Below are 3,235 nucleotides of genomic sequence, written 5' to 3'. Positions count from 1 at the left end.
GAAGGCGTTGAGCCAGAAGCAAGAATCCCCCGACTTTAGTCGAGGGGAGTGTCAAGAATTTATCTCCACCATACACTGTGGTAGTCTAATTGCAGCGGCAGTTATTAACGTTAATCTTAAATCAGTTCCACCACATAATCTAGACAATTATTGCTTTCAAGAATGGAAAAACACGCAGTAAAGTGGAAGAAGAGCTCTTAAAAACTCATCTACGTTACGAGCTGACGTGCCTTTTATCGTCTTTCCCCGATGACCTTTTTCCTTTCATTTTAATGAATTCTATGAATTCTTAATCTGTCATCCCCTCTGTCTGTTCGTGTATTTTCAAACGTGCATAATGTACCTCTTGAAGTGCAGGGTCAGAGAGGAAATCCTTTTTCACCTTTTCCCAAAGCTTGTCCTTCTCCTTCATAGATCTTACCTCACTATGCTAACTTTGCGGATGAATGCGTTAATGAATGAACTATTAAGGCAATTTGTGGAAATACTTGATTACCCTTTTATTCGCCGTTAGGCGAGCTATGCATTACCCATAAGTGCTACGAGTAATTGCTTTCCTCTAATTTTATGCAAGATACGCATATTTTCTTGTTCCCACGATAAAAAATATTACGTATATGATAAAAAATTAGAGAGCAAAAATTACCCATAATAATTGTGGGTAATGCATAGGTTAGGCGAGAGGGCGTGTCTCGTTTCAAATTTCTTTGCCTTTGGATGAACTTTAAGCCAATAAATGGAATTCATCTCTGGCGATTGCGCCTAGTTCCGTGTAGGTTTTCTCCTCTTCCTTTTTCTTCAGAGCGAAAATCAATTCTCTGATAAAATGAAGGTCTCGCATCATAGGATCTGATGGGAAATTCTTCAAAGCCCTTTTCTGCATCTTCTCCTTTTCCTCTACTGGTATCAATACTTAGTGCTTCGAGTCTTGGGGTTCCTAACCCCCTTGATTGGGTTATGTTTAGGAAATATTTATGTATTACAATGTATTCTTACTACTGGGGATAGTTATGCCAAAAAAGCCCATTGTGATCACTATGCGGCTTTCACGCAGAGACTTGGAGAAGATAGAAGCCGTGAGAGACCTAGAGAATGTTGATCGAACTACACTACTTAAGGATTTTATTGAGGACGGACTACGCCGGAGAGTAATACAAATTTACAAGAATGGTAAGCTAACAGCCTCAAGAGCTTCTGAAATATTAAGGATACCACTACGAGCGTTCCTAGAGATGCTGGAAAGAGAAGGTGTCGCAGTAAATTGGAACTCGGAAACAGTCAAAGAGTACCTGAAGAAGGAATACGGGGAATAGCCCTGCTTCCAGCAGTATCCAATGCAGGACCATTAATCCACCTAGCCCAAATAAACAAGCTCCACCTTCTCAAGAAGCTATTCAAAAACGTATTAATAACCCCAGAAGTTAAAAGGGAAGTTGTCGATGAAGGAATCAAACTTGGCCACAACGACGCTCTGATCGTGAAAGAAGCAATAGATGAAGGTTGGATTATAGTTAAGAGTATAACTAGGAGAGGAATTTCAACTGCTAAGAGGATAGCTAAAGGTGAAAACGTATCCAAATCAGATGCTGAAACACTTATGCTGGCGATAGAAAACAAGGTTAAGAGTATGTTAGTCGACGAGAAGATTCTCTCAGACCTCGCGAAGATGCATGGGTTCAAAGTTTGGAACACCTGGACAATTTTGTTGGAAGCTCTCCGCAGAGGTTTCATTGAAATCCATGACGTAGAATCCGCAATCAAAGACCCTGGTGAGCGGAGATTTAAGCTAAAGGCCAAACAAGCTGCTGAAATACTGGAAGCTGCAAAACTTATAGTCTCCACAAGAGGGAATGAAAGATAAAAAATTAACCTTCCATGGTTCGGACAGTGATTGACCTTTTATCGATAATCTCAAGCGCTTCCCTATTTCTTTGCTAGGAGAATTTGACTTTTATTGCGAGGTGTTGTCCATATTCTATAATTTCATGGTTTTTTAGCATAAAACCAGAGCCGTAATTTATCCGCCTGTGACTCTTGGGACACTTCGACATCTGAGAACCCTATTTCGCGCAACAAATCGTGCAATACTTCTTGGGAGAGGAGCATCAATCGCCGTCGCCGCCATCCTCTCCACTTCCATCCTTCCCAGTGGGCCTTGGATGCTCTTTCTCGAAGCCAAGCGTGGAGCCGAAGAAAGTGCCAGTCGATTTTAAGACGGAATACGCATTTGAGACATAAATCTTGACCTCACGCTTGATACCCAAGATGTGTGGCACAGAACCAGAATAGACGCCTACCACCTTTCTTGTAATTTTGAACCAACTCTCAGCTGACTGATAAGGGTCTGTTACGGGTGCCAAGTTGGCTGTCAACTTTTTGTTCCATTTTTCTCTGGAGAACTCCTTATCGAGGATTTCTGCTACATTATATTTGACGAAAATTTTATGGGAAACTCTCCAGTTGGAAGCTCCAGATATTCATGGGTGTATCTTGCATTGCAGTAAACACAGTTATGCTTGCAACCCCCTGTAAGTGTTGGATCCCCATCTGAAAGGCAAAAACCAAACATTGACATAATGTAGCATCTTTTTAACATTAGTGTGCTCATAAATTACTTCCCTTGGTTTCTCCATAATTATCCCTCGATCACTATTTAACAGACATACTAACATCATCAGATGGAGGATGTTTTTCTTATTCTTGACGTATAATTTTATATGCCAACTATCTGTAAGCTTCACTAGCCTCCCAATTTTCTTGACGCCGTCCACAGGGGTTCTACTTTCAGTATCCACTCATCAATTTTTTGAGGATTTTCAGGATAGTTTTCGTAGAGATTTCTAAGCTTTGAGGAGATTTTTTGAACAGCTATTAATTTTCCAAGGCTTTCCCTTCGTAATCCTCCTTTAATTACTCCTATCAAAAGCTTTCCCAAAGTACCGAGTGTTTTTCCGATAGAAGACTTCACTTCGAAGCATCTGTTAATCTGACTGAAATCTTCCCCATTGAATACTACGTTTGCATCAAAAAGGTAATTTACATCGCTACGAGTTAGGGTGGCTGCGGCGGGTAGCTGCGCCATAAGAGCTGCAAACTTTGCACCTTGATCCGTGAAATACCTTACATTATACTCCCAAAGTGATTCATTCGAAACGTCACCCTTCTCAAGCGCTCTCTCGGCTATTTCCGAAGCAATTTTGCAGCCTGTAAATCCCGAGGACACACCCTCACCAGA

Annotated in this window: 8 protein-coding genes; 3 read left to right on the top strand and 5 right to left on the bottom strand. The window is 41.1% G+C overall.

What is annotated here, in order from left to right; all coding sequences use genetic code 11:
• Positions 1 to 181, top strand: a 181-nt coding sequence (locus ACUVXA_RS18680) for a hypothetical protein (protein ID WP_445872801.1), incomplete at its 5' end; no start/stop codon positions are given.
• Positions 182 to 289: 108 nt separating this feature from the next.
• Here the strand turns inward: ACUVXA_RS18680 and ACUVXA_RS18675 are convergent.
• Positions 290 to 412: a hypothetical protein gene (locus ACUVXA_RS18675; protein ID WP_445872800.1), complete on the bottom strand. Its 123-nt coding sequence runs from the start codon at positions 410 to 412 to the stop codon at positions 290 to 292.
• A gap of 312 nt (positions 413 to 724) precedes the next feature.
• Positions 725 to 910: a hypothetical protein gene (locus ACUVXA_RS18670; RefSeq protein ID WP_445872799.1), complete on the bottom strand. Its 186-nt coding sequence runs from the start codon at positions 908 to 910 to the stop codon at positions 725 to 727.
• A 100-nt stretch (positions 911 to 1,010) separates the two neighbouring features.
• On the opposite strand from ACUVXA_RS18670, the gene ACUVXA_RS18665 reads away from it, so the two are divergent.
• Together ACUVXA_RS18665 and ACUVXA_RS18660 are read left to right on the top strand one after the other, a co-directional pair.
• A complete protein-coding gene (locus tag ACUVXA_RS18665) occupies positions 1,011 to 1,313 on the top strand; it encodes a UPF0175 family protein (RefSeq protein WP_445872798.1) in 303 nt (100 codons plus the stop codon).
• The gene (locus ACUVXA_RS18660; RefSeq protein ID WP_445872797.1) at positions 1,262 to 1,861 is read left to right on the top strand and encodes a hypothetical protein; all 600 of its coding nucleotides are present in this window, start codon (positions 1,262 to 1,264) and stop codon (positions 1,859 to 1,861) included. Before ACUVXA_RS18665 ends, ACUVXA_RS18660 begins: the two co-directional genes overlap by 52 nt.
• 156 nt (positions 1,862 to 2,017) lie before the next feature.
• Here the strand turns inward: ACUVXA_RS18660 and ACUVXA_RS18655 are convergent, their stop codons facing one another.
• The 3 genes from ACUVXA_RS18655 to ACUVXA_RS18645 form a co-directional block, all read right to left on the bottom strand.
• A complete protein-coding gene (locus tag ACUVXA_RS18655) occupies positions 2,018 to 2,179 on the bottom strand; it encodes a hypothetical protein (RefSeq protein WP_445872796.1) in 162 nt (53 codons plus the stop codon).
• A 240-nt stretch (positions 2,180 to 2,419) separates the two neighbouring features.
• On the bottom strand, positions 2,420 to 2,608 hold the full coding sequence (locus ACUVXA_RS18650; RefSeq protein ID WP_445872795.1) for a hypothetical protein: 189 nt from the start codon (positions 2,606 to 2,608) through the stop codon (positions 2,420 to 2,422).
• A gap of 132 nt (positions 2,609 to 2,740) precedes the next feature.
• The coding region (locus ACUVXA_RS18645; RefSeq protein WP_445872794.1) for a hypothetical protein at positions 2,741 to 3,235 on the bottom strand (495 nt) is incomplete at its 5' end.

The sequence above is a fragment of the Candidatus Jordarchaeum sp. genome, assembly GCF_052745115.1.
The sequence above is the reverse complement of the archived record's forward strand: the minus strand, read 5'-3'. Positions and strand labels throughout refer to the sequence as shown.